We start from the raw sequence: 24,506 nt of genomic DNA, 5'->3' as shown, positions 1-24,506 counted from the left end.
TAGTGGTTCTTTGGACTAGTTTAGGACACGCAGGTTTAAATTGATGTCCTGATATTTTTCACCAACTAGCTGGGCTACCCGGCGCATATGTTTTTCCATCAAATTTTTAGCTAGCTTGCTATCTTTTTCTTTAAGATAATAGAAAATCATCCAATGCTCGATTTGTGATTGTTGTCTACGTTCTCTTGTGAATAAGTCCTCTGGGTTTCCGACAAAATTCAGATAATCCCAAAGCTGCTTAGCCAGGTTGAAGGTATAGGTTAACTTAGAGGCTTCATAAATTGTGCGGTGAAAATCAATGTTGAGGCTGCTATATTCGTCAGCAGTCAAATCGGGAATATCCATTTTTTCTAGAATAGACTCCATATCGGTAAAGTCCTTTTGAGTTAATAGAAATGCGGCCTGCTCAGTCATTAAGGCATCAAGATTCGCACAGACTAGCAGACGTTCTATTACTTCTTCAGGATCCGGCCTTTTTACAAAGACCCCTACTTGGGGAATGATAGTGAGAAAGCCTTCTTGTTCCAGCTTTGATAATGCCTTGTGAACCGGTGTCCGGCTCATTTTTAAATTTGAAGTAATTTCATTTACATTGATAGCGGCATCTGGTTCTAACATTCCCTCGATAATTAATCTTTTTATATAACGATAAGCCTTTTCAATTTTCATCTCATGCACCTACTTTTTTCATGGATTCATTACCCCTATATTATGGTAATTATTTTGTGAAGTCTATCATTTATCTCTATTAAAAATAGGGGATCCAACAGTGTATGAGAATACTCATTTTTAAAGTTCACCGTTGAAAAAATCCGTTGTTAATTTTATAAATCTTTCTTTCTGTTCTACCTGTGCCCAATGGCCGCAGCGTTTAAAAATGTGAAGTTGTGCATTTGGCAGATAATCCATGACATATAGACTGCTATCAATTGGTACAAATCTGTCTCCATGTCCGTGGATTAGTAAAATCGAGTGATCCATTTGTTTTAAAGCTGAGGGTGGGATCAGCATATCGGAAAGATGTGATTTTGTGAAATTTTCCTCGTATGATCTGCGTACTTCCGGTTTTAAAAACGTTTCTAATCGCTCTGCTACGAGGGCATCGAGTTCATCTTCAAGTACACTTTTATCATATAAGAACCAGCTTAATAAATTTTTAAATGCGACAGGATTTGGATCCTTATGGAAGTTTGCCAGTTTGGCAAGCTCTGGAGTTGGTTCCGTTAAGCCACCACCTGCCCCCATTAATACAACACGCTCAAATCGATTCGGAGCGTACATAAGGAGATGAAGAGCAATGACACCCCCGAGGGAGTTTCCGACTAAGTGAGCTTTTTCGATTTCTAACGTGTCCATTATAGCCAATACTTGCTGCACACGCTCATTCATCCATTCAGCGCCATTTTGGGGATATTCATTTGGATGATCGGTTTGACCAAATCCAAAAATATCAGGTGCGATTACATGAAATTTCTCTTTAAAATGTGGTAAGATATGCTTCCAGTTTGTGTTAGCACTCGCCCCTGGCCCGCTTCCATGAAGAAAAATAATGGTTTCAGAAGCGTTTTCGCCACCCTCATGGATATAAGTTTGATAGTTTCCAGTCTGTATCTTCTTGGTTTCAACAAATGTCATTCTTTTACCTCCGTTACCAGAATCATTATCATTTTAGTCGTAACTAAAATTTTAGTTTTGGGATTTTTAGTGGTTTATGTTAAATAATCCTAAATAAAGCGCTTTCTGTTATTAACTATAATTTTACCCCCACCACCATTACTTGTCAATAAATTCTAAATTTTTTATGTTTTCAACTCTTCTACTAATTTAAAGTAAAAAAAAAAATTAAAGCTAAAATAATGAAAAAGAAATTATTTCATCATTTTAGCTTTACACTAACAAATTTTGTTTTTAGGTTTATTGCCCGATTGTAACCTCTAAATCCCTTTTTGGCGCTCTTACAGTCAATGCCCAGATTAACGCCAAAACAATTAAGCCAACCGCACTTACTGCTAATGGGAATCGGCCAATTCCTTGATTAAACAGGTTTTGAACTACTTGGAACCCAAATGGTCCAAGGATTCCACCCAGTCCTTGACCGACAACAACTAAACCAGCACCGGATGTGGCTCCAGTTGGTGTAAGCTCTGTAACCTTTGTAAATACTCCCGGCAAACCAACTCCCATTGCAAAACCACCAACTAAACTTCCAGCAAAAATAACTGGTAAGGAAGGAGAGAAATAACAGATTGCCATACCAATCCCTGTAACTAAAACAGCAATCGGCAAGTAATAATTAGGCAGCTTATGTTTGATTCTCCCAAAAACTAACCCTGCCAGCAGTGTTCCAAACGTGAAAACCGAGATAGCCAAGCCCGCCTCCGTTGCGCTTCCTAATTTATCGGCTTGTATCACAACAGAGATATTAGTTACGTATCCAAATATTAACGCTGAGTATAAAACCTGTCCTAGACATACCCAGTATATTGCTTTTGGTAATTTCACTTTGATGCGGCCTTCATTTCCTGCTAATTCCGCGTGCTGTTTCTTTTCAGGTTCCGGAAGATAAAGAATGGATACAGCCAATATCCAAATTGGGAACAGATAAGTTAAAAATCCGTATTGCCAGCCATAAGCATCTGCTAAAATCCCACCAACTAATTGGAAAAAGATTGCTCCAATACAAGCTATCGTTGAGGTTCCGAATCCAATTAAGAAGTCTCTTTCTCTGCCCTCAAAGAAATCAGTAATAACATCTACCGATAATGGCATGGTAATCCCTACACCTAACCCTAGAACACCCCTCATCAGAATAATTAATGGAAGATTATCAATAAAAGTCGGAAGCGTTCCACCGATGATGAAAAGGCTTAGACCAACAAAAAGAAGTGTTCTCTTTTTGAACCTTTTGGAAAGTTTCCCATAAAAGAGGGCTGGTAATATTTGAATCAATCCTGGAAAGGTAGCGACTAACATGACAATTGTCGGGTCGTAGTCTGGAAATGCTTTAATAATATCTGCCATAATGGATCCTGCTACCCCTGCAGCTACATCTTGAAATGCAAGAATTACAACCAAAAACTTAAGAAAATTTCTACTGATTGTCTTCATTGCCATTGTGGAACCTCCTATAATCAATAATAGTTGCGAAGATGTTACCCAGAGGCGAAGAACTAACCTTGAACACAGAATAGCTTTCTGTTATTTTTGTTGGCCATCAAGAACAACAGACTAAAAGCTTCAGTTAAACCATACTAAAATTTCAACTTTACTTATTTTGTATAATTACTGTGTAGATTCGGTAAAAAAAGCGCTTTCTTTTACTAACTGTAATTCTACATAGACCAAATTTACTTGTCAATATTTTCTGAATACTTTTTATTTTTAAAATAAATGACGTTATATCACAAAAACACAAAAAAATACGCTGAATTTTTCAGCGTATTTTCCCTTTATAGTTTCTAATAAAATTTTACTATTAAACTGTCTATCTACATCTTTTTTTTGAGAACTAACTACATAATTAGTAAAATATTATTGAATGAGATTATTCTTCTGCCAGCTCACGGTATTTTCCACTAAAATAAATGAGCGGCTCAAAATCTTCGATGTGGATGTCCGTTACCCTGCCGATGAACAAGGTATGGTCTCCCTCAATATGTGCTGCAGAAACTTCACAAGCAATTTGTGCAACTGCACCTTCTAATACAGGAACCTCCCCTAGACGTTCAAACTTTACCTCTTGATGATTTTTCTGCTGTCCGGCAAAAATCATCGATAAGTCCTGCTGTGAACTACTGAGGATATTAATTGAAAATTTTCCGCTTTGGTTGATTTTTTCAAGCATCTGAGCTCTTTCAGAAATCGAGACAACCACTAGTTTCGGGCTCAGTGATACTGACATAAAGGCATTAGCCGTCATGCCATGTACACTGCCTTCCACTTCTGTGACCACTACCGTTACCCCGGTAGCAAATTTGCCCATCGCGTTGCGAAATTGACGATCATCCATCCTCACAACTCCTCCTCATCCACCTAGATTAGTAATCATGATTCCAAAGCAGGCTGAAAATAACAATATATTTAACGCTAAGCCAATTAATGCCCCCTGCCCCATACGAGTCTTTCCTTTTGTGAAACAGACAATTGGAATAACAATCAAAGCAATCGCGGCTAGTAATAAATAAGGAAAAAATAAACCTGAGAATACTAGTAAAATCAATAATCCAAGCAAATATATTCCAACTGTAATCCCAATCCCCACCCAAAGTTCCTTTAAGGCTCCTTTTGGTTTATTTCCTTGATTTGGATTCAACTAGAGGCCCCCCTATCTCTCGTTTTCAACGAAGATCTTCCCTTCGAGTTCCGCTTGTATCTTTTTTAATTCCAATTCTTTATCATCCCGATAAAATAAATTATAGGTATCAAACGGAATAATTCTGCCATCAGGGTGTGCAATATGAACACAGGACTTTTTTACAGAACGGACATCAAAGTTGTAGGCGTCTAAAAACTGCATGATTATAACCCGAAAAACATTATCATAACCAATCTGTCCAGGCATTGACACCTTTGGGAGACAGCATAATAGATCCTGCAGTGATAATGCCGACGAATCCGGTGAATGATTAAGGGAGAACAATTTAAAAATCATATTTTTAATATGATCGTCCTGTTCAAATACAATCGTATTTCGTTCGCCCTCTAGCAGGATGTTCGGATCTATTAAACCTGTTAAAGGAGTAACTGTATCGTTTTGTTTTAACGCGTATCCCATCGCCAAACAATCGGGGTGGCATGGGACAGGTATGATGTCTTTTGATCCAAATACATTCGACTGGTCGATAATCATTTGCCGCACTTCACTTAAAGTTAGACGGTTTGTCGATGGGTCGTACTCTTCCAATCTGCCGGCCGCTTGGATGGGCTGGAACGTAACCCCTCTTACACATTTCTGTTTTAAACCGTATTGAATGATTTTTCCAACCTCGTGGTCGTTCAATCCCTTCTTCAACGTTACTACCAGCGTAGTCGAAATGTTGTATTCATTTAAGTTTTCAATTGCCCGCTGTCTAACGTCTCTAAGGTCCACGCCCCTTAATTCTTCGAGTGCATCTTTTTCAAAACTATCAAATTGTAGATAGATTTCAAATCCGGGGGAATAGTTGGCAAGTCGTTTTACAAACTCTTTATCGGCCGCAATTCGAAGACCATTCGTATTAACCATTATATGCCGGATTGGCCTTGATTTTGCCAAGTCAATAATGTCAAAAAACTGGGGATGGATAGTAGGCTCCCCGCCGCTGATTTGAACAATATCCGCATGCCGTTCATTTTTAATGATATTATCGAGCATAAATTCAATTTGCTCTAAGCTCCGGAAACTTCCTTTTTGCGGTGAGGATTCTGCATAGCAGATGGGACATTTCAAATTACAGCGTTCCGTTACTTCTAGGAGCGTTAAACAGCTATGCTGCTCATGATCGGGACATAGGCCGCAATCATATGGACAGCCATACTTAATCGGGGTATTCCAGCGATAGGGCATTTCAGATGGTTTTATAAACTCTCGGCACCATTTATAATAGGCAACATCTGTTGAAATTAATACTTTCTCTCTTCCATGCTTTATACAATGTTTCACTAAATATACTTTTTCATTTTCAATGATAACTTTTGCTTCTACTTTTCTTAAACAGGTGGAACAAATACTGTTCGTTAGTTCATAAAATAAATAGGGACGGTTAGGCATGGATTTCCCTCCTTTTATCCGATTGTTTTTTTGAGACAAGCCATATGTAATAGAGGATACCTAGTAAACTAGCGAGTTGGATATTATTAAGTATCCAATACGGGTGTGGAGTTGGTTTTATAAAATCAATCATTAAACGGAAAATCAGATAGCACAGCATAAATAATTGGAACAACAAACCTTCCCAGCCCAGCTGCTTTCTTTTTAAATAAAATAAAACTACTACAAGTAAAAGTAAGAAGCAGATTTCATAAAGTTGGGTTGGATGCCGCTTCACACCATCCCCAAAATCTACTCCTGTTATCCAGGAGGTGGGAACGCCATAAGTATGATCATCTAAACCTGTTAAAAAGCAGCCAATCCTGCCAATCATCATCCCTACTGCTAACGGCAGGACGAAGTCATCTCCGGTTGAACGTGTCCAGCCAATCAGCTTTTTGGCCGTTTCAACGCCAATCAATCCACCTATTAATCCGCCTACTATGGTTTTTCCTTCTGCCAGGTAAACAAAATTATTCCAGTTCTCCACTGTCTTTATCGGATCTTCAAACCAATAAAGGACCTTTGAACCTATGGCAGCCCCTAATGTGGCACCAACAACTACCCATATGGCCTTATCTAAAGGGATTCTTCCCTTATTCCTTGTATAAAGATAAACACGGAACCCGATAAAATAAGCTAACGTTTCAAATAGCAGATGCGGGTGGATCCCAAAAATATAGAAAGGGAAATGCACCAATATCCCTCCTTCCAATAAATGCAGGGTCTATTCTATATTATCAGAAAATTCAGCTCAACAGTTTTATTTTTCCAATTTTCTTTTTACTTTCCGGTACATTCGATAACCTTTACGGATACCGTCTACAACAGGAAAAGGAATCGGGGGATGATATTTAAATAGGAAAGGCCGATAAATTTTGTAATAAGCTTTTTTCAAATCATCCCACTTTCGGCAATAACCCTGTTTATAGAAATCAGATACGTCCACAATATAGCCTCTTCCTTCAAACATAACGACGTTTTTTCCGTGTACATCAAAGGGATTTAAACCAATTGTTCGGGCATATTCCAAGCCGAGGTCGATATCCTCAATCACAACCTTAGGAATCTGAACTCCTTTTATCACTGCGTTAAATAATGTAATGCCTTCAAGTTTTTTTAAAATCAAATAATTTTCTCCATATGCATAGAGCCTGGAAAAGGATTCATGGTTTCCTAGTTTTTTATATACTTCGATTTCCTTTACTAGCTCCTCATGATTACGCCCATACACTTTTACGACCACCTCAGGGTAAGACTCATGTAAAAAAACCCCTGCATAATTGCCACATCCAATTGTCCTCCAGGAATGGGAGCGGTTCTCTACAATGATTGGATCAAATGGACTTAAGACCGATAAGTTTACGTATGGCAGTAATTCGGTTTCAATTAATTTTACATACTCATTTATTTTCATAAATACACCTTCTAAAAAAATTTGTACCCCTGTAAAAAAAGACTCTTAGTCTGAATTCTACCAAAAATATTTCTTAATTCTAGATATTTCTTATCGACCAATATACAATAAAAGAAATATTTGCTCTTGAAGTGCAATTCTAAAATGAAATGGTGAAAAAAAAGAGGTGTGTCGATGACTTTTCCGAATTTAGAAACCAAAAGATTAAAATTAATTGAACTGACCCATCAACATATGAATGCGGTTTATGAGATACTATCATTAGATGAAGTGACCCGTTTTTATGGAACCAGCAGCTTTACATTACAAGCAGAAGCCACTCGGCTAATTGATATTTATTACAAAAACTATATCGATAAGCGGGGGATTCGCTGGGGGATCAAGTTAAAGGAAAATCAACGAATTATTGGCACCGTTGGTTTAAACATGTTAAATCTTAAAAATAAACGAGCTGAAATCGGGTACGAATTACACCCTTATTTTTGGAGAAAAGGATTTGCTACAGAGGCTTTAAGTGAGGTACTAAAGTTTAGTTTTAAGCAGCTGGGTTTATATCGCGTGGGTGCAGTTGTTTATCCAGAAAATGAGGCATCGCTAGCATTACTTGATAAATTAGGTTTTACAAACGAAGGGTTACTGCGTGGCTATATGTACCAAGATGAGCAGTTCCATGATACGTTTATGTTATCTTTATTAAATCTAGAATGGGAAAAAAGCCAGGAATAATCCTTGGCTTTTTATTCTTCAAAGTAATTCTTAACAGCTTTTGGATTTTTTACATCCCCATCTTGATAATAAGGATTATTTTCAGTCCCATTCTTCGGGTCAAGATTTGTTTTGATCACGATCATCGGCGTTGGCGTGCTTTCAAGTATGATCCGATCATTCAATTGATCAAAATCAGGCATTTTTTTATTTCCAGGTTGTTGCGGCTCCATATTAGCACCTCCTAGAATCTAGCATGCCCTGAGTTTTTTAGAAATCATTCATTAAAAGCACATTTATTGGCAGTAATTCTAAATATAAAAATACATCATATAATCATAAGAAAAGAAAAAAACTAGGAAGTATTACCTTCCTAGTATCTTTATTCTTCTTCCCCGCCGACTAAGAAATCTGGGTTTAATTCCTCAAACTCTTCGTCATCCACGTCTAATCCCCAATCATCGTCATTGTCTTTGCAGGCTTCATGGCTTACTCGAACACAAACCTTTGTTTCACCAATTACTTCAACAAGGAATTCCCTTTCGACGTGGACGATGATGCGGTTACCATTAGGGGAGATGACAGCTTCACAGCAGTTAGGCTGCTGCAGCACTCGAGCACAAATTTCATTGTCATCAAGGCAATCATGGTCACGATACTTTAACTTAATGACATCTGTGTACTGAACGCGTTCAGTCACCACTTCTGTTTTGGTATTATCATTATATGAGTACCAAACGTTGATATCATACGAGCCGTGTATCTCTACCGTTTTGCCAACTTTTTTCGCATTGTATTTATGGTTGATGATCCAACAGCCAAGAATACTTGTTGGATTATGCGCCGGGCTAATCGTATGATTGGACTGGGTGAATTTACGTCCTTTCGCTACTACGGCCTTCGTAATTATCTCTCTATATTCTCCCATTTCGCGCGAACCCTCCTCATTCATTTTCATTTCATCGTATGCTGATATATAGACTAGTGTGATATATATTTTTGTGAATACTGGTTAAAAGTTTAGTCATGCTTCATTTTATGCGGGATTTATAGGTGTGTGCCTTTCATGCCTGTACTTTAAAAGGAAGGTGATGATGTTTATTTTTCAAGGAAAAATAATCGAGGGACAAAAAGAAAACCAGACTTCATTTAGAAGTCTGGTTTCCTATATTAATGCTCGTGATCGCAGTCACCATGATTATCACAGGCCCCACCGCCATTTTTCAAGCTAGCGCCTGTTTCCCCCAATAATACGTCTCCACCTGTTGAAAGGATGATTTCATCAGTTACCGTATTTGAAATTGTGGAAGCAATTAATTGAAGTAGTTCATTAACATCTACTTGGGATTGTTTGAAATCCTGAACTACTGGAATTTCATCTAATTCCTTTTCGATTGAAGCAATTTTGTCTTCGACCTTCTTCAATGCTTCCGATTTACCATAATGCTGTAAGTTCACAGCCTGCTTTTGCAGCCCTTTAATGTCAGAAATTAAGGTTTTAACTTTTTGATTATCATGAATATGAGCTTCTGCCCGTTTAAAAAAATCTACTTCGTCTGTGTCCGCAATCATTCGAGCTAGTTCTGCTGCACGAGCGACGATATCGTCTTTTGTATACTTCGCCACTTTATTTCACCTCAACTGGTTCTAATTCTTCCACCATTTCTCCATTTAATGACCATGTTTTTGCGTCTGTAATCTTTACTTTAATAATTTTTCCAATAGCTGATTTTGGTGCGATGACGTTTACAAGCTTGTTTCTAGTCGTATAACCTGCAAGTACGTCCGGGTTGTTCTTACTTTCCCCTTCGATCAGTACATCAAGGGTTTGACCTACATGCTTTTTCATTGCTTCTAGCGAAAGCTCATTCACCAAATTGTTTAAGCGTTGAAGACGTTCTTTCTTCACTTCGATTGGAACATTATCCTCCATTTTTGCAGCTGGTGTCCCTTCACGTGGTGAATAAATAAAGGTATACGCTAGTTCATACCCTACTTCACGGTAAAGAGATAAAGTTTCTTCAAACTGCTCGTCTGTCTCATTAGGATAGCCAACAATGATATCGGTTGTAAGCGCAACATTTGGGATAGCCGCCTTAATTTTTCTAACTAGCTCTAAATATTGTTCTCTTGTATATTTACGAGCCATAATTTTTAAGACATCTGTTGAGCCTGACTGAACTGGCAAGTGAATATGATCCATTAAGTTGCCGCCTTTGGCAAGAACCTCAATTAAGCGGTCATCAAAGTCACGTGGATGGCTCGTGGTAAAACGAATTCTCGGAATGTCAATTTTACGTAATTCATCCATAAGGTCTCCTAAACCATAGTTCAATCCTTCTAAGTCTTTTCCATACGCATTAACGTTTTGACCTAGTAAGGTAACTTCTTGGTAGCCTTGTGCTGCTAAATGGCGTACTTCTTGGATAATCTCCTCAGGGCGGCGGCTTCGTTCTTTACCACGTGTATATGGAACGATACAATAGGTACAGAATTTATCACAGCCGTACATAATATTAACCCATGCTTTGATTTTTCCACGACGGACCTTTGGAAGGTTTTCGATGACGTCGCCTTCTTTTGACCATACTTCGACAACCATTTCTTTCGACATGTAGGCTTCATGCAAAATATTGGGAAGACGGTGGATATTGTGTGTTCCGAAAATCATATCCACATGGTGATAGGTTTTTAGAATTTTATTAACAACCGATTCTTCCTGTGACATACATCCACAAACACCTAGAAGTAAATCTGGCTTTTCCATTTTAAGAGCTTTTAAATGTCCAAGCTCACCAAAGACCTTGTTCTCGGCATTTTCACGAATCGCACATGTGTTCAGAAGAATGACATTTGCATCCTCTGTGTTGTCAGTTGGTTCATAGCCTAATGCAAGAAATATTCCTGCCATTACCTCGGTGTCATGCTCATTCATTTGGCATCCATACGTACGGATGTAAAACTTCCGGCCTTCACCCATTCCCCGAAACTCTTCAGGTATTGCAAAGTCATTATGATACTTTACTTCTTCCTTACCACGTTTTTTCGCATCTTTTAATGAAGGCGCCGTAATGACTTGTTCGAAGTATTTGCTGTAATCCTTGGCGGATTTTTTGTCCGAAGAATTAACAGCTGCTACTTGCTGGCCTTCTAATCTTTGTTTTTCATTCATTGTTCATAAACCCCTTTCTTTAAAAATAACCTCGAAATGTCTATTAATTTGCGAATTGTTATTTATTACCTGTGCTCAGTATTAAAGTCCGCACATTATTATAGTATAAAGGTTTACATGACTGAAAACAATAGAAATCCCTGTCAATACGCATGTTATCCTGGTAAAGAATTCATAGAAAATATTATTGAATAGATTTTTCTGAAATAAGGGATGTCTCATGTTTAGAAGTATTAAAAAACCCGTGGACTAGACATCCACGGGTCAGTGTTCATATATTACATAAATTCTGCAACTAGTTTATCAAAATGAGCCTGGTCAAGGTTTAATTCTGCCTTGGTTAATGGTTCTTTAGAGTAACTAGGAATTAACTCTTGGTAAGAAGGACGCTCAGTGTTTTGGTAAATAAGACCGGTTACTAAGCCGTTATGCTTCATTAATGTCTGCATGGCCTGTTCACGGTTAGAAGGATCATAACCTTCAATTGTGCTTAGTTTTGTTAGATTTTCCTTAAACCAATCATATGTGTTCACTTTATTATAAGTTACACATGGGCTGAATACGTTGATTAAGGAGAATCCTTTATGTTTGATTCCAGCCTCAATTAGTGCTGTAAGATCTTTTAGATCTGTAGAAAAGCTTTGAGCCACAAATGTAGCCCCTACAGTTAATGCCATTTCCATTGGAGAAATCGCTTGTTCAATCGAACCCATCGGTGTAGATTTAGTTTTAAACCCTACAGCCGAACGTGGGGATGTTTGACCTTTTGTTAAACCATAGATTTGGTTATCCATAACAATGTAAGTAATATCAACGTTACGACGAATGGCATGAATCGTATGTCCCATCCCAATTGCATAACCGTCTCCATCACCACCGGAAGCAATAACAGTTAAGTCGCGGTTAGCCATTTTAACACCTTGGGCAATTGGAAGTGAACGGCCATGAATTCCATGGAAGCCGTATGAATTAATATAACCAGAGATACGGCCGGAGCAGCCGATCCCTGAAATTACTGCTAAATTTTCTGGTTCTAAACCACAATTTGCTGCTGCCCGCTGCATTGCTGCTTGTACGGAGAAGTCGCCACAGCCAGGGCACCAGTTCGGTTTAACATCATTTCTAAATTCTTTAAAAGTGGCCACTTAGAACAACTCCTTACATTTTGAATGAACTTCGTGTGGTAGGAATGGGTTCCCATCATATTTAACATATTTTGTGATTTTCTCAGCATGACCAACATTCATTTTCATAATGTTTGCTAATTGTCCTGTCGCATTGTTTTCTACGACGATAACTTTTTTCGCAGCTTGTACTAATGGAAGAACTTCTTCCGTTGGGAATGGATGAATTAGACGAATTTGGGCATGATTTACTTTCAAACCGTCCTTCTCTAATCGAACCATTGCTTCCTCAATGGCACCGCGTGTAGAGTTAAACCCTACAATTAATAAATCTGGATTTTGATGTGGTGCATTTGTATAAACAGGTGTGTTAAAGCGAATTTTTTCCACTTTACGCATACGTTTATCCATTTGCGCAATTCGGTTTGATGCAGATTCTGATGGTTTACCAGTTTCAGCATGCTCAACTCCAGTAACGTGGTGGATTCCGTTTTTCATACCAGGAATGGTACGAGGTGAAATGCCATCTTCTGTTACTTCGTAGCGCTTAAAATAGCCTTTGTTTTCAATCTCTGGAAGCTCTTCGGTTACAAGCTTTCCACGTCTAATTTCTACTTTAGATACATCTAGAGGTTCAACGGTTTGTTTACCTAGTGATAATTGTAGGTCAGATAAAACAATGACCGGACATTGATACTCTTCAGCAAGGTTAAATGCTTCAGCAGTATCATAGAACGCTTCCTGAACTGTACTTGGCGCTAAAACAATTTTTGGAATTTCACCATGTGTTCCGTAAATCATTGCCATTAAGTCGGACTGTTCTTGTTTTGTCGGAAGACCAGTTGAAGGACCTCCACGCTGTGTATCAACAATAACTAGCGGAGTTTCAGTAATACCTGCTAGACCAATTGCTTCCATTTTTAATGATAATCCGGGGCCCGATGAAGCAGTTAACGCACGGATACCACCGTAGCTTGCGCCAATTGTCATTGTACATGCGGCAATTTCATCTTCCGTTTGAATAACGGTTCCGCCTACTGCCGGTAATTTCTTAATTAAATATTCCATGATATCTGATGCAGGTGTAATTGGATAAGCGGCCATGAATCGGCATCCGCCTGCTAAGGCTCCTAATGCAATCGCATCATTTCCGATCATATACATACGGTGTTTTCCATCTGCTTTTTCTAATACCATTGTCGGTACAGCAGCATCCATTTTTTCTTTCATATAATCGTAGCCGGCTTTAATTGCATCCATATTCTTAGCTACAACCTTGTCACCTTTTTTACCAAAAATCTCTCGAACTACTACTTCAAAAACTTGAATATCCAAATCTAGAACAGCAGAGGTAGCTCCAATGGCAACCATGTTCTTCATTAAGGAAGTCCCTAGTTCTGTTGCAATTTCAGTGAATGGAACCGCATACAAGGAGGCTTCAGTGTCTTCTGGTTTCTTTGGATCAAATTTTGCATCAGCTAAGATTACGCCCTTGCTGTGCAGTTCTTGGTAGTTTACATCAATAGTTTCTTGGTCGAATGCTACAAGGATATCTAGGTCATCAGAAATAGAACGAACCTCTGTTGTACTAACTCTGATTTTATTATTTGTATGACCGCCTTTAATACGAGATGAAAAGTGACGATAACCATACAAGTAATATCCTAGGCGATTCAGTGCGATAGCAAAGATTTCCCCAGTACTTTCAATACCTTCCCCTTGTTGTCCGCCAACTTTCCACGAAAGTTGATTGATCATTCCCTTACACCCCTTTGGATATGTATAAAATAAGTAGTCTAAATCATGTTAATTATAGCACAATTCCAAGTAATCAACTAGAAATTAGTCTATGAAATCGGTTAATGACTAAATAGTCAGAATTAGAATGTGTACTAAACGCTTACAATTCTAGACCTATGAAGTTAAAATTGCAACCCTTTGGCTCGAAATATTGTCTAAAATATGAATATTTTTTTATTATTTAAAAAAGGCTATTACATCACTAGGAAAATTAAGTTAAAATATACATTTAAGCATGGAAATACTAGTTTTCTTCAATTTAATTATTATTCCTTCTAATGGTTGTGTTATATAGCAGTATAGTATTTTATTAATTCTTATATACTTTTAAACACAAAAAACCTGCTCGGAATAATTCCGAAAGCAGGTTTTTTGTGATATTAATGCTGTTTTTTACTGATGGCTATCTCTTTCAGCGCGGCTCTACAATCAGCTTAATCGCTGTGCGTTCTTCCCCATCAATTAAAATATCGGTAAACGCAGGGATACAGATCAAATCAACTCCGCTAGGTGCTACGAATCCTCTTGCAATTGCTACTGCCTTTACGGCTTGATTCAATGCACCCGCACCAATTGCCTGTATTTCTGCTGCACCTCTTTCACGCAGAACTCCGGCAAGCGCACCAGCTACAGAATTAGGATTAGATTTTGCTGAAACTTTTAATATTTCCATTCCTAGCTCCCCCTTAGAAAAATCCCGATCCCGCATGAGCAGTTCATGAACAAATCAGGTTATAACATTCCACTGCTACTATATTCAGCTGTGAAAAGACATATTCCGGCTTGGACGAAAAAAGTCAAGATATTCGCATAATCCAATTCACGAATTGGCGATTTTTAAGGGAGTACACCTAGGTTAGAAGGGACTTATTAAAAAAACTTCCAATGCGGAAGTTTTTAACTATAAAACGGATGGTCATCATTGATTAGGATTGGAACCATCTTTTTAGAAAATCCTGTTTTTCGATCTAATTCTATATAAACAGCACTCAACTGGTTCCTCCCGGACGTCGGCACTTCAAATCTAACTGGCAGGCTCGTTAGAAATCTTTTTAGGACGGCCTCCCGTTCCACACCAAGTATACCATCGTAAGGACCTGTCATGCCCACATCTGTTAAATAGCCGGTACCGCCTGGCAAAACCCTGTGATCAGCAGTTTGAACATGTGTATGGGTACCAACAACAGCAGATACTCTTCCATCTAAGTACCAACCCATAGCCTGCTTTTCACTTGTAACTTCCGCATGAAAGTCCACAAAGATAAACGGTGTCCTTTCCCTGGCAATTTGGACTAATTCATCTGCTTTTTTAAATGGACAATCTAATGGCGCCATAAAGGTTCTACCTTGTAGATTTATGACGGCGATTTCGAATTCATTCACTTTGAAAAATGCAAGCCCTTTTCCGGGTGTACCTTCTGGGAAATTCGCGGGTCTAACCATATTTTTGGCTGAATCAATAAATTCAAATATTTCTCGATTATCCCACGCATGATTACCCAGCGTGATGGCCTGGGCACCATGGCTCAAAAACTCACGATAGATTTTTTCGGTTATGCCCTTACCGCCTGCGGCATTTTCACCATTAATGATTGTAAAATGGGGTCGATATTTTTCCTTTAACTTTGGCAGATATTCTTTCACCATGTCTCGACCCGGAGAGCCGACCACGTCACCGATAAAAAGTAGGTTCATTTTATTTCCTTTCGTTTTAAAAAAATTAGTATTGTTTTAAATTGTATCACAGGTGGTTTTGCTTTAATCAAAGAAAAGCGAAAGAGCATTGACCAGGGGCTTATGACCCCGAGCCCCTAGGCGCTAGAACTGGACAATCCTCCAAGCCTTTATACTTTCTTATCTACATGCAAAAAATAAAGCAGTGCAATGTGCACCGCTTTATTTTGCATATTCAACAGCCCGTGTTTCACGGATTACTGTCACTTTAATATGTCCAGGATAATCAAGTTCCTCTTCGATACGTTTACGAATATCACGTGCTAATCGATGGGCAGCAAGATCATCTACTGCGTCTGGTCTAACAATAATACGGACTTCTCTACCAGCTTGAATTGCAAAGGACTTTTCAACGCCTTCATAAGACTCTGAAATCTCCTCAAGCTTTTCAAGACGGCGAATATAGTTTTCAAGTGTTTCACTACGAGCTCCTGGTCTAGCCGCGGATAATGCATCTGCAGCTGCAACAAGGACGGCAATAATCGATGTAGGTTCTGTATCACCATGATGGGATGCGATACTATTGATTACTACCGGGTGTTCCTTGTATTTGGTGGCAAGTTCTACCCCGATTTCCACATGGCTTCCTTCTACTTCATGATCAATTGCCTTACCGATGTCATGAAGTAATCCTGCACGACGAGCCAGTGTTTCATCTTGACCAAGTTCAGCAGCCAATAAACCTGAAAGCTGAGCCACTTCCATTGAATGCTTAAGGACATTTTGCCCGTAGCTAGTACGGAATTTCAAACGGCCAAGGATTTTGATAAGATCCGGATGTAGTCCATGTACACCCACTTCAAAGGTTGTTTGTTCCCCGACTTCACGGATATATTCATCCACTTCCCGACGGGATTTTTCAACCATTTCCTCAATTCGGGCTGGATGGATTCGTCCATCTTGGACTAACTTTTCTAAAGCTAGGCGGGCCGTTTCTCTCCGAATAGGATCAAAACCTGATAGAATGACAGCTTCCGGAGTATCATCAATAATCAAATCAATTCCCGTTAAGGTTTCAAGTGTACGAATGTTTCGTCCTTCACGGCCAATAATCCGGCCTTTCATTTCGTCATTTGGAAGGTTGACGACAGAGACAGTCGTTTCGGCCACATGGTCAGCAGCGCAACGCTGGATAGCTAAGGAAAGGATTTCCTTCGCTTTCTTGTCGGCTTCCTCTTTCGCTCGGTTTTCACTTTCTTTAATCATTATGGCAGTATCATGGGTAAGTTCTTGTTCCATTCTGTCGACAATGATTGCTTTTGCTTCCTCGCGAGTTAAGCTCGAAATACGTTCGAGTTCAGTTTGTTGTTTACGTACCAACTCGTCCACTTTGCTTTCCATCTCTTCAATATGCTGTTGTCTTTGGTTTAGAGAATCATCCTTCTTTTCTAAAAGATTTTCACGCTTGTTTAACGTTTCCTCTTTTCGATCTAAATTCTCTTCTCTTTGCAGTAAACGGTTTTCTTGTTTTTGCATTTCATTTCTTCGTTCACGAACCTCACGTTCAGCTTCAGTTCGAAGCTTGTGAATTTCATCCTTTGCTTCTAGCAAAGCTTCTTTTTTCAATGAATCAGCATCACGTTTCGCATCTTCAAGAATCTGCTCTGCAGCATTCTTTGCACCTGCTACTTTTGCATCAGCAATGGATTTATGAACAAAATAGCCAACAACGGCACCGACGATAAGGCCAAGCAAAATGGAGATGATAGTAATTAAATCCAATCGTTACACCCCCTCTTGCTATGAACTTTTGTTCTTTTTTTTAAGTGTCGGCATGTACATTGTTTAGACTCAACATACAGCAAGCACCAAGGCTTTTCGCAATGTAATATTTCCAAAAATGTAAAATATACATGTTAATTGTAAAGCTGTGAATATTTATTGTCAAGGCTTTGTCCAATTAGCTTTTTCAAATATTTAGAATTTCCTAATATATAATAAATAGTTCGCTATGTTTGTGGTGTATATTTATTTATTTTTATGAATATTTATGCGTTTTTTATTAAAAAAGCAAAACCCGGTTACAGGCTTTGCTCTATTATGAACTAATCTAATCTAATAAATTAATTTGCTCATCGTCCTCTGTTTCCGATACTACTTTATCACCATCTAAGCCGTAATGTTCACGGATTTTTTTGTTGATATCTTCACGGATTTCAGGATTTTCTTTTAAGAATAATTTCGCATTTTCACGGCCTTGGCCTACTCTTTCATTGTTATAGGAGTACCATGAACCGCTTTTTTGAACGATATCTAATTCAGAACCTAGATCGATGATTTCGCCTTCTTTAGAGATACCTTCTCCGTACATTATGTCGACTTCAGCTGTACGGAATGGCGGTGCCACTTTGTTTTTAACGACTTTAATTTTAGTTCTGTTACCAACCATTTCATTTCCTTGCTTTAATGTTTCTGCACGGCGCACTTCAAGACGGATAGTGGAATAGAACTTTAATGCACGACCACCAGGTGTCGTCTCAGGATTTCCGAACATAATCCCTACTTTTTCACGGATCTGGTTAATGAAGACTGCGATTGTTTTTGATTTATTGATGGCACCCGATAGTTTACGAAGGGCTTGTGACATTAAGCGGGCTTGTAGACCTACGTGTGCGTCGCCCATTTCGCCTTCAATCTCTGCTTTAGGAACTAGGGCAGCAACGGAGTCAATTACAATAATGTCAACGGCACCGCTTCGAACTAGAGCTTCAGCGATTTCAAGTGCTTGTTCACCTGTATCTGGCTGTGATAATAGTAATTCATCAATGTTAACACCAAGTTTTTGTGCATATGTTGGGTCAAGCGCGTGTTCAGCATCGATAAACGCTGCTTGTCCGCCTTTTGCTTGTACTTCTGCAATAGCATGAAGGGCAACGGTTGTTTTACCCGAACTTTCTGGCCCGTAAATTTCTATAATACGGCCTCTAGGGTATCCACCCACTCCAAGTGCAGTATCAAGTGCTAAGGAGCCGCTCGGAACAGTTGATATTCTTGTTTCAGTTTGTTCTCCCATCTTCATAATGGAGCCTTTACCAAATTGCTTTTCTATTTGTTTTAACGCCATTTCTAAGGCGGCCTTACGGTCACTCACAAATAGTTCCTCCCTTTTTCTATATAAAGAATTTGAATTATTACGTATTAGTCTATGAATATAATTCCTATAACTACTATACCTTCTTTTAGTCTATTTGTCGAGCAAAAAAGCGAACGTTTATTCGACCTATTTATTAACAATTTATACTAGGAAAACGGGCCTATTACCTCTTTATTTGTCTTTTTACTGCTTATTACTAGCTGATAATCACATTTTCCTTTTTTATCTAAAAAATCAAACTTCTATGGTTTTATTAAATAGCTTATAGGACAAAATTCTTTTGGACTCTGGTAATAAGTCTAGTAGTAGGACTCTATAGAAGAGTATTCTCTATGCCTTAGCCTAAATTGTCCAATAGTAGAGTCCTATTGGACAATGTGCTTTGTGATTCTCGTAAATAGTCCAACAAAAATAGCGACGAAGGGCTAGGGAGTGTTATCAATGAAGCCTTTTGAGGACAATATGATGGAGAAGCCCAAGAAGTGTCTTCCATAATGTCTAATCTGGATAAAACTTCAGATATCTAAGGTAAAACTCTGTCCAATTAATACAAACCCGCTATCCTCTACCCCAAAATAAAAAACCACAGAATGCTAATTAGCATTCTGTGATTCTTTTAAATTCCGTAAGATAAAATAACAGCCGTATTTCACCGCACGATTGCGAATGGCTTCCCTTGTTCCCCCAAGAGTAAGCATTTCAACGACCGTAGGCCTTCCCTTAATAGCAATCCCAATATAAACCGTGCCCACTGGTTTCCCTTCAAGCTCATCCGGACCAGCTACACCAGTGAAACTCACACCTATATCGGCTGCTAACAACCCGGACGCATTCTCCGCAAGCTCAAACGCACATTGTTCACTCACGGAACCATCATTATCAAGTGTTTCTTGTGCAACATGCAAAATTTTATGCTTCACTTCATTCGAATAACAAACCACGCCGCCTTTAAACACAGAACTAACGCCAGCAATCGAGGTTATTTCCTTCTGGAACAAGCCTCCAGTTAAACTTTCAGCAGCAGTAATCGTTAAATTTCTTTCTTTCAATACTCTCGTCAGCTCTGCTAATAGAGAAGTATCATCATAACCATAAATAAACTGACCCACACGTTGACTGATCGCTTTTTCCACTTCATCCAGCATTGACTGCGCAACATTCTCATCCACGTGTTTTGCCGTCAGGCGCAGTGTTACTTCACCATCACCGGCAAGCGGGGCAATCGTAGGGTTACTTTGTGCATCAATAATATCCATAATTTCAGTTTCCAATGCCGCTTCGCCTATTCCAAAGAAACGCAGCACTCTTGAAACGATTTTTTCTTTCGCCACATCCTTTGCGGCTAGGGCCATGCAGCCATATTGACGAAACATTGGTTCCATTTCCTTTGGAGGACCAGGCAAAAGCATATAGGTGTTACCTTTCGTTTCCAACACCATTCCAGGAGCCATCCCATGGTCATTTGGAAGGATGTGCGAGCCTTCTAACACCAATGCCTGTTTACGGTTATTTTCCGTCATCACACGATTAGTGCGCGTGAAATAAAGCTCGATAGATTCTAGTGCATCTTGGTCCATCACAAGATTTTTTCCAAGGTGACGGGCAATCGTTTCCTTTGTTAAATCATCCTTAGTTGGTCCCAAACCTCCGGTAAAAATAATGACATTCGCGCGTGTTTCGGCCGTTTTAATAGCAGAAAGCAGCCTGTCAGGATTGTCCCCCACAACTGTATGAAAATAAACGTTAATTCCAAGCTCCGCTAATTGCTGTGAAATAAATCGCGCGTTGGTGTTAACAATTTGACCGAGCAACAACTCCGAACCTACTGCAATAATCTCAGCATTCCTCAAGCCTATCCCCCCTTACAGTATTCCTTCGGATGTACTATTTTGAATTTTTTAACACATGGCTGTTCTTAGCGAAATAATCCCAACCAGACCAGATGGTAAATATCATGGCTACCCATAATGACAAAATATCAAATCGAAACGAAATCATTTCAAAAATAAAATTATGTAATAATAGTGAAGAAATGGCGATAATTTGTGTCCATGTCTTAATTTTGCCAAGCATATTCGCAGCTACTACTTCACCTTCACCTGCAAGAAGTAAGCGAAGTCCGGTAACAGCGAATTCTCTGCTGATAATAATAATAACAATCCATGATGGTGCATAGATATCATTAAGTTCAACAAGGACAATTAAAGCTGCTGACACGAGTAATTTGTCAGCCAGCGGATCAAGGAATTTCCCCATGTTAGTCACCAAGTTATATTTACGGGCATAATGGCCATCAACCCAGTCTGTAGTTGAAGCTATTATAAAAATAAGAGCACCAACAAAATGGGTAACAGGCATATCTGCCCCAAGAAGATGCATGTTACCCCAATCAAAGGGTACGAGCATAATTATTAAGAATAATGGGATTAATAAGATCCTTGATACCGTTATTCTATTAGGAATATTCATAATTTCTTCTCCTTATCATTGAAAAAAGTGAAAAATAGCCATCAGCAGATGACTATTGATTCTCCAGAACATGTTGAATCTTGATGTTCTGAACATTGGCTGTTGCTGGAATGGCATATTCAAGCTTTTGATCGTTAATATAGATATCTGTATCTGCAGCATTACCAACCCTAATCACAGCCATATTTTCTGCGGATAAATCTTGTGTTTGACTCTCTGTTGACCCTTTTCTAAGAGTTCCTTGGAAAAAGGTTTTCTGTTTTCCATTTTTAATGCTTACCCATGTTTGTCCTTTTGAAACTAACTTAACGACAAATTTATCAGTATTCTTCAAGTCATAGGTTGTGGTATTACCCTGTGATTGAACAGCCGTTAATTCCTGCTTTGGTGTATCAGCAGGCGGGGTTGTTTCCGTATTAGGCTTTGCTGCTTCTTCTTCTTTTTTGGTCTCATCTTCTTTTGCTACTTCATTAGCCTTAACTTTTTCAAGTTCGGTTGATTTTTCAATTTTAACCTGCTCACGGTCATTACTGACCGTTTCATTATTATTATCACCGGCATGATTGGCAATAAAGTAATATAAAACACTAGCAATGCCAATGACAAATACACCTATTAAAACTTTTGGCAAAACATCAAATACTTTAGAATCCCCTTTTGAAATCGCTTTGTGCGTTTTTACTCGTGATAAATGATGCAATTCATCATTATGGGAGGCTGGAATTTCGTTTTTATAGGTTTCAAAGATTTCGTCAGGATTTAAATTTAGTGCTTCTGCATATTGCTTAATAAAGGCCCTTACATAAAAATTCCCGGGCATACTTGCATAGTTACCTTCTTCAATACCAACTAGATATCGCTTTTGAATTTTGGTTATGGTTTGAAGATCGTCTAAGCTTAAGTTTTTAGCTAATCGGGCTTCCTTTAATCGATTCCCTAATTCCGTCAACTGTAACACCTTCCAATTTATTAAAAATCAAAATCTCCAAAATCTGAACCGGAGAACATATTATGCTGGTCAACGACATCGTAGGTTATTTCTTCATCGGCATCGTTGCGAAGTTCAATAATATAATCAAAATCGTCTAGAGTGTATTCTGAATTTTGCACAAAGATATCAGGATGCTCTATCACCTTAACGGAAGGCAAGCGCATAATTTCACGAACTAGCTGCCAATGACGTTCGTTTGCACGTCTAGTAGAGACAATTCCATCAAGGATAAACAAATTGTTGGCGTTATATTCATCCTCGATCAACTGATTACGAATTGTTTGTTTTAACAAAGTAGATGAAACAAACAACCACCGCTTATTTGCACAAACACTTGCCGCAACGAGTGATTCTGTTTTACCAACGCGAGGCATCCCGCGAATACCGATTAGTTTATGCCCCTCCTGCTTAAATAATTCTGCCATAAAATCAACTAATAATCCAAGCTCATTTCTCACGAACCGGAATGTTTTTTTGTCATCAGCATCCCTTTGAATATAGCGGCCGTGTCTAACTGCTAGTCTGTCACGCAGTTTTGGCTCTCTTAATTTTATTAGTTTTATTGTGTCCATTGTATTTAAAATTGACTCAAGCCGTTTTATTTGATCATCATCTTTTGCTAAGATTAACAATCCGCGCCTGCCTTCATCTACACCATTAATGGTGACAATATTAATAGCCAGCATCCCTAATAAAGAGGAAATGTCACCCAAAAGACCTGGGCGGTTCTTCTGAATCTCATATTCTAAGTACCATTCTTTTTTCATAATAAAAAACCCCCAAAAAGAAGTTTCGACAAATTTTTTACACTGTCACATCTAAACCTTATAATAAATGATTTTGATAGAAGATGAAAGGAAAAACAATGAATATGATTTATTTATTAAAAAATCTATAACTAATAGAGCAAGAAGGTTTGCAAAAAGCGAAAAGAGAGGAGACCATTTTAGTCCCTCTCTCTTAGCATTAGCCGTTATTTGAAATTAGTTTTACCATCATATTGGCAATGGCCTGCTGTTCTTGTTTATCAGCAACGGACCAAAGATCGGCAAGAATTCTTTCTTGTTCATTTTTTGGTTCAACTTGATTGGCTAAGTAGTCACCAATTTGAAAAGCAAGGTTACTAATAGCACCTTCACTCATGCCTTCATTTTGTGCATGATGAAGACGGTCCGCTAAGAAGTCTTCCCATTGTTTCCAGTTTTCTAAAACAGACATCGTATTCCCTCCTTTAGAATAGTACAAGGTTATTTTGCGATGAAGCACCCAGAACTATTCATCCTAACCATGAAATTTTCATTATGTGTACCATCCGCCGTTCACAGACAACACCTGTCCTGTAATATAAGAAGACTCATCCGAAAGTAAAAAAGATACACTTGCAGCAATTTCTTCGGGTTTCGCCATTCTTCCCATTGGGATATCGAAAGAAATCTGCTCTAGTTCTTCAGAAGTGAATCCTTCCATCATCGGGGTATCCACAGCGCCTGGGGCAATGGCATTTACGCGAATGCCATTTAAGGCCACTTCTTTACTAAGTGCTTTTACAAAAGCAATTTGCGCTCCCTTTGCAGAGGAGTAAGCCACTTCACATGCTGCGCCCGTCTGTCCCCATATAGAAGTAATCACAATGATATTGCCTGAACGTTTGGTTAAAAATTTTGGTAATAATTCTTTGGTTAGCATTAATGGATTTAAGACATGAATATTGAATAACTCTTGGGCTTCGTTATGGTTTAAATCCACTAGCAGTCCATAATGACTTTTTCCGCCGCAATGGATAATTGCATCTAAGGAAAAGATTTGCGGCAGTATGGACTGGTAACCATTTGCTGAGGCAAAATCAGCCTGAATGGGTATGTACTCACCGCCAAACGGTTCGAGCTTATTCCTAAGTTCCCGGATTGTTTGTTCGTTTTGATTGTAATGCAAGTATAAATGATAGCCTTTCGCTGCTAAATGAAAGGCGACCGCTTTTCCGATTCCCCCGCTTGCTCCCGTTAATAACACATATTTTTTCAATTACATCACTCTTTCGTTTATAAGGCCCATACGCCACTAACTATATGTTTCCGCCTGTAATTTCAGGATATCCCCAGTTAGAGGCATTACTCCAGTAAAAATTGCCTATCCGCCATATACGCCACTCTCCAGATGTCTTCTCGCCAGTAGTTCCAGCATATCCGCCAGTAATTTGACAGCAAAGAAGCGC

At 38.7% G+C, this 24,506-nt stretch carries 25 protein-coding genes; 1 reads left to right on the top strand and 24 read right to left on the bottom strand.

Annotated elements, in window-relative coordinates; all coding sequences use genetic code 11:
• Positions 1-15: 15 nt before the first annotated feature.
• The 8 genes from COD92_RS05765 to COD92_RS05730 all read right to left on the bottom strand — a co-directional run bounded on the left by COD92_RS05765 (position 16) and on the right by COD92_RS05730 (position 7,205).
• The gene (locus COD92_RS05765; RefSeq protein ID WP_098528637.1) at positions 16-669 is read right to left on the bottom strand and encodes a GntR family transcriptional regulator; all 654 of its coding nucleotides are present in this window, start codon (positions 667-669) and stop codon (positions 16-18) included.
• A 120-nt stretch (positions 670-789) separates the two neighbouring features.
• A complete protein-coding gene (locus COD92_RS05760; protein ID WP_098995923.1) occupies positions 790-1,635 on the bottom strand; it encodes an alpha/beta fold hydrolase in 846 nt (281 codons plus the stop codon).
• 279 nt (positions 1,636-1,914) lie between these two features.
• Entirely contained in the window at positions 1,915-3,114 is a 1,200-nt protein-coding gene (locus tag COD92_RS05755) for an MFS transporter (protein ID WP_098995922.1), read from the bottom strand.
• A gap of 430 nt (positions 3,115-3,544) precedes the next feature.
• On the bottom strand, positions 3,545-4,009 hold the full coding sequence (locus tag COD92_RS05750; RefSeq protein WP_098995921.1) for a flavin reductase family protein: 465 nt from the start codon (positions 4,007-4,009) through the stop codon (positions 3,545-3,547).
• A 15-nt stretch (positions 4,010-4,024) separates the two neighbouring features.
• On the bottom strand, positions 4,025-4,312 hold the full coding sequence (locus COD92_RS05745) for a hypothetical protein (RefSeq protein ID WP_098995920.1): 288 nt from the start codon (positions 4,310-4,312) through the stop codon (positions 4,025-4,027).
• A 12-nt stretch (positions 4,313-4,324) separates the two neighbouring features.
• On the bottom strand, positions 4,325-5,749 hold the full coding sequence (locus tag COD92_RS05740; protein ID WP_098995919.1) for a radical SAM protein: 1,425 nt from the start codon (positions 5,747-5,749) through the stop codon (positions 4,325-4,327).
• On the bottom strand, positions 5,742-6,485 hold the full coding sequence (locus COD92_RS05735) for a prolipoprotein diacylglyceryl transferase (RefSeq protein WP_098995918.1): 744 nt from the start codon (positions 6,483-6,485) through the stop codon (positions 5,742-5,744). The genes COD92_RS05740 and COD92_RS05735 overlap by 8 nt, the downstream gene beginning before the upstream one ends.
• Before the next feature lie 66 nt (positions 6,486-6,551).
• Complete coding sequence (locus tag COD92_RS05730; protein WP_098528644.1) at positions 6,552-7,205, bottom strand: protein kinase family protein; 654 nt, start codon at positions 7,203-7,205, stop codon at positions 6,552-6,554.
• Positions 7,206-7,379: 174 nt separating this feature from the next.
• Here COD92_RS05730 and COD92_RS05725 point away from each other — a divergent pair, with 174 nt between their 5' ends.
• Positions 7,380-7,931 (top strand): GNAT family N-acetyltransferase, encoded by a 552-nt coding sequence (locus tag COD92_RS05725; RefSeq protein ID WP_098528645.1) that lies wholly within the window; start codon positions 7,380-7,382, stop codon positions 7,929-7,931.
• 11 nt (positions 7,932-7,942) lie between these two features.
• Here COD92_RS05725 and COD92_RS05720 read toward each other — a convergent pair whose 3' ends face one another.
• From COD92_RS05720 to ymfI, 16 genes are all read right to left on the bottom strand, one after another.
• Positions 7,943-8,143, bottom strand: a complete 201-nt coding sequence (locus COD92_RS05720) for a hypothetical protein (RefSeq protein ID WP_098528646.1) — start codon at positions 8,141-8,143, stop codon at positions 7,943-7,945.
• A 149-nt stretch (positions 8,144-8,292) separates the two neighbouring features.
• Positions 8,293-8,838, bottom strand: coding sequence for an outer spore coat protein CotE (locus tag COD92_RS05715; protein WP_098528647.1), 546 nt, complete (start codon positions 8,836-8,838; stop codon positions 8,293-8,295).
• A gap of 242 nt (positions 8,839-9,080) precedes the next feature.
• Positions 9,081-9,536 carry a YlbF/YmcA family competence regulator gene (locus COD92_RS05710; RefSeq protein WP_098528648.1) on the bottom strand — a complete coding sequence of 152 codons (456 nt, stop codon included), beginning with the start codon at positions 9,534-9,536 and terminating at the stop codon, positions 9,081-9,083.
• A gap of 1 nt (position 9,537) precedes the next feature.
• The gene (miaB, locus tag COD92_RS05705; protein WP_098528649.1) at positions 9,538-11,082 is read right to left on the bottom strand and encodes a tRNA (N6-isopentenyl adenosine(37)-C2)-methylthiotransferase MiaB; all 1,545 of its coding nucleotides are present in this window, start codon (positions 11,080-11,082) and stop codon (positions 9,538-9,540) included.
• 278 nt (positions 11,083-11,360) lie between these two features.
• Entirely contained in the window at positions 11,361-12,227 is an 867-nt protein-coding gene (locus tag COD92_RS05700; RefSeq protein ID WP_098528650.1) for a 2-oxoacid:ferredoxin oxidoreductase subunit beta, read from the bottom strand.
• Entirely contained in the window at positions 12,228-13,964 is a 1,737-nt protein-coding gene (locus tag COD92_RS05695) for a 2-oxoacid:acceptor oxidoreductase subunit alpha (RefSeq protein ID WP_098995917.1), read from the bottom strand.
• 454 nt (positions 13,965-14,418) lie between these two features.
• Positions 14,419-14,679, bottom strand: coding sequence for a stage V sporulation protein SpoVS (gene spoVS / locus COD92_RS05690; protein ID WP_003211281.1), 261 nt, complete (start codon positions 14,677-14,679; stop codon positions 14,419-14,421).
• A 224-nt stretch (positions 14,680-14,903) separates the two neighbouring features.
• Positions 14,904-15,701: a TIGR00282 family metallophosphoesterase gene (locus tag COD92_RS05685; RefSeq protein WP_098528652.1), complete on the bottom strand. Its 798-nt coding sequence runs from the start codon at positions 15,699-15,701 to the stop codon at positions 14,904-14,906.
• 201 nt (positions 15,702-15,902) lie between these two features.
• Positions 15,903-17,462: a ribonuclease Y gene (gene rny / locus COD92_RS05680; protein WP_098528653.1), complete on the bottom strand. Its 1,560-nt coding sequence runs from the start codon at positions 17,460-17,462 to the stop codon at positions 15,903-15,905.
• A 328-nt stretch (positions 17,463-17,790) separates the two neighbouring features.
• A complete protein-coding gene (gene recA / locus COD92_RS05675) occupies positions 17,791-18,831 on the bottom strand; it encodes a recombinase RecA (protein ID WP_098528654.1) in 1,041 nt (346 codons plus the stop codon).
• Positions 18,832-19,427: 596 nt separating this feature from the next.
• Complete coding sequence (locus tag COD92_RS05670; RefSeq protein ID WP_098995916.1) at positions 19,428-20,684, bottom strand: competence/damage-inducible protein A; 1,257 nt, start codon at positions 20,682-20,684, stop codon at positions 19,428-19,430.
• 34 nt (positions 20,685-20,718) lie between these two features.
• Complete coding sequence (gene pgsA, locus COD92_RS05665; protein WP_098528656.1) at positions 20,719-21,303, bottom strand: CDP-diacylglycerol--glycerol-3-phosphate 3-phosphatidyltransferase; 585 nt, start codon at positions 21,301-21,303, stop codon at positions 20,719-20,721.
• Between the two features lie 52 nt (positions 21,304-21,355).
• Positions 21,356-22,261 (bottom strand): helix-turn-helix domain-containing protein, encoded by a 906-nt coding sequence (locus tag COD92_RS05660; protein WP_255295242.1) that lies wholly within the window; start codon positions 22,259-22,261, stop codon positions 21,356-21,358.
• Between the two features lie 11 nt (positions 22,262-22,272).
• The gene (locus COD92_RS05655) at positions 22,273-23,064 is read right to left on the bottom strand and encodes a DUF3388 domain-containing protein (protein ID WP_098528658.1); all 792 of its coding nucleotides are present in this window, start codon (positions 23,062-23,064) and stop codon (positions 22,273-22,275) included.
• A gap of 196 nt (positions 23,065-23,260) precedes the next feature.
• Entirely contained in the window at positions 23,261-23,512 is a 252-nt protein-coding gene (locus COD92_RS05650; protein ID WP_098528659.1) for a DUF3243 domain-containing protein, read from the bottom strand.
• 81 nt (positions 23,513-23,593) lie between these two features.
• Positions 23,594-24,316, bottom strand: a complete 723-nt coding sequence (ymfI, locus tag COD92_RS05645; protein WP_098995914.1) for an elongation factor P 5-aminopentanone reductase — start codon at positions 24,314-24,316, stop codon at positions 23,594-23,596.
• Between the last annotated feature and the right edge of the window lie 190 nt (positions 24,317-24,506).

The sequence above is a fragment of the Bacillus sp. AFS037270 genome (assembly GCF_002585305.1).
Note: the sequence above shows the minus strand (reverse complement) of the source record. Positions and strands in the feature narration are given on the sequence as shown.

Excerpts from the sequence above, each read along its gene's own strand:
- COD92_RS05765 (WP_098528637.1), bottom strand. The coding sequence starts at position 669 with ATGAAAATTGAAAAGGCTTATCGTTATATAAAAAGATTAATTATCGAG.
- COD92_RS05760 (WP_098995923.1), bottom strand. The coding sequence starts at position 1,635 with ATGACATTTGTTGAAACCAAGAAGATACAGACTGGAAACTATCAAACT.
- COD92_RS05755 (WP_098995922.1), bottom strand. The coding sequence starts at position 3,114 with ATGGCAATGAAGACAATCAGTAGAAATTTTCTTAAGTTTTTGGTTGTA.
- COD92_RS05750 (WP_098995921.1), bottom strand. The coding sequence starts at position 4,009 with ATGGATGATCGTCAATTTCGCAACGCGATGGGCAAATTTGCTACCGGG.
- COD92_RS05740 (WP_098995919.1), bottom strand. The coding sequence starts at position 5,749 with ATGCCTAACCGTCCCTATTTATTTTATGAACTAACGAACAGTATTTGT.
- COD92_RS05730 (WP_098528644.1), bottom strand. The coding sequence starts at position 7,205 with ATGAAAATAAATGAGTATGTAAAATTAATTGAAACCGAATTACTGCCA.
- COD92_RS05725 (WP_098528645.1), top strand. The coding sequence starts at position 7,380 with ATGACTTTTCCGAATTTAGAAACCAAAAGATTAAAATTAATTGAACTG.
- COD92_RS05720 (WP_098528646.1), bottom strand. The coding sequence starts at position 8,143 with ATGGAGCCGCAACAACCTGGAAATAAAAAAATGCCTGATTTTGATCAA.
- COD92_RS05715 (WP_098528647.1), bottom strand. The coding sequence starts at position 8,838 with ATGGGAGAATATAGAGAGATAATTACGAAGGCCGTAGTAGCGAAAGGA.
- miaB (WP_098528649.1), bottom strand. The coding sequence starts at position 11,082 with ATGAATGAAAAACAAAGATTAGAAGGCCAGCAAGTAGCAGCTGTTAAT.
- COD92_RS05695 (WP_098995917.1), bottom strand. The coding sequence starts at position 13,964 with ATGATCAATCAACTTTCGTGGAAAGTTGGCGGACAACAAGGGGAAGGT.
- spoVS (WP_003211281.1), bottom strand. The coding sequence starts at position 14,679 with ATGGAAATATTAAAAGTTTCAGCAAAATCTAATCCTAATTCTGTAGCT.
- COD92_RS05685 (WP_098528652.1), bottom strand. The coding sequence starts at position 15,701 with ATGAACCTACTTTTTATCGGTGACGTGGTCGGCTCTCCGGGTCGAGAC.
- pgsA (WP_098528656.1), bottom strand. The coding sequence starts at position 21,303 with ATGAATATTCCTAATAGAATAACGGTATCAAGGATCTTATTAATCCCA.
- COD92_RS05650 (WP_098528659.1), bottom strand. The coding sequence starts at position 23,512 with ATGTCTGTTTTAGAAAACTGGAAACAATGGGAAGACTTCTTAGCGGAC.